At 67.8% G+C, this 1,365-nt stretch carries 1 protein-coding gene and 1 pseudogene; both read left to right on the top strand.

Going from position 1 to position 1,365, the window contains the following annotated elements; all coding sequences use genetic code 11:
- Positions 1-132, top strand: a pseudogene (locus AC1DXV_RS34675) (branched-chain amino acid ABC transporter permease); the annotation flags it as partial.
- On the top strand, positions 129-875 hold the full coding sequence (locus AC1DXV_RS34670) for an ABC transporter ATP-binding protein (RefSeq protein ID WP_477938052.1): 747 nt from the start codon (positions 129-131) through the stop codon (positions 873-875). The pseudogene AC1DXV_RS34675 and the gene AC1DXV_RS34670, both read left to right, overlap by 4 nt.
- Positions 876-1,365 lie beyond the last annotated feature (490 nt).

Below are 1,365 nucleotides of genomic sequence, written 5' to 3'. Positions count from 1 at the left end.
GTGGTGTTGTTGATGCTGTGGCTGCCGGACGGGCTGCTGAGCATTCCGGAGCGGCTGCGGGCGCGGCGCATGGCGCGCGAGGCCTCGGCGGCGCGGGCCGCATCGGCGGCGGCGATCGGGGCTCGGCCATGAGCGCCCCGCTGCTGAAGGTGAGCGGGCTGCGCAAGTCGTATGGCGCGATCGTCGCGGTGGCCGGTGTGTCGTTCGAGGTGATGCCGGGCGAGATCTTCGGCGTGATCGGCCCGAACGGCTCGGGCAAGACGACGATGTTCAACAGCGTGCTGGGGCAGATCCGGCCCGATGGCGGCACGGTCGAGCTGAAGGGGCGGGACATCACCGGCCTGTCGCCGCTGCAGCTGAGCCGGCGTGGCGTGGGGCGCACGTTCCAGACGCTGCAGGTGTTCGGCCGGATGAGCGTGCGCGACAACCTGCTGGTGGCGGCGCAGGAGCACCGCGGCAGCATGGCGGGCCGGCTGTTCGCGCCGGGCGACTCGGGGCTCGGCGGCCAGGCCGATGCGCTGATCGAGAAGTTCCGCATCGGCCACGTCGCGCACCAGAAGGCGGGCGAGCTGAGCTACGGGCAGCAGAAGCTGGTCGACATCGCGATGGCCTTCATGAGCGAGCCCGACCTGGTGCTGCTCGACGAACCGTGTGCGGGGGTCAACCCGAGCCTGGTCGGTGGCATCAGCGTGCTGCTGAAGGAGCTCAACCGGGAGCGCGGTGGCAGCTTCATCGTGATCGAGCACAACATGGATTTCGTGATGGACCTGTGCCACCGGATCATGGTGATGGTCGAGGGCTCGGTGCTGGCTGTGGGCACGCCGGAGGAGATTCGTGGGAACCGGGAGGTGCTGGATGCGTATCTCGGTGGATGACTGTGACTGTGCGTGCAAAGGCGCGGGTAAGGAGGCTGTGGCTCGCCGGCCGGTGCGGTCTTCGCCCTCTGGAGGGCGAAGACTGCCCTCCGCTGACTGGTTTCATGGCCCGTCGCCCAAACTCCCGCCACTCACTTCGTTCGTTGTGGTCAAACAGTGGGCGACAGTCAGTTCACGAAGCGCGCTGCGCGCGCGGGCCATGAAACCAGCCAGCTCCGGCGCCCCGTCCCTATTGGCGCTCCACAGCCTCCTTACCCGCGCCTTTGCGGCCACCGCCGTGCTGTGTTGGGGGGAAAAGATTGAAGTGACCGACGAAGCGCGCGAGCGCTCGCATGCTCGTCAGTCACTTCAATCTTTTCCCCCCAACCAGAGCGGGCGGTGTTGCGCGGCGGGTGAGGGAATGGGCTGGGGGCGATTTCTGAGGCGACGAAGAAGATCGGTTTCGGGGGTGGCGCGCGCCAGCGCGCTTCGTAGACWKACTCATCGCCAC

Source organism: Rhizobacter sp. P3_C12 (assembly GCF_056402735.1).
Note: the sequence above shows the minus strand (reverse complement) of the source record. Positions and strands in the feature narration are given on the sequence as shown.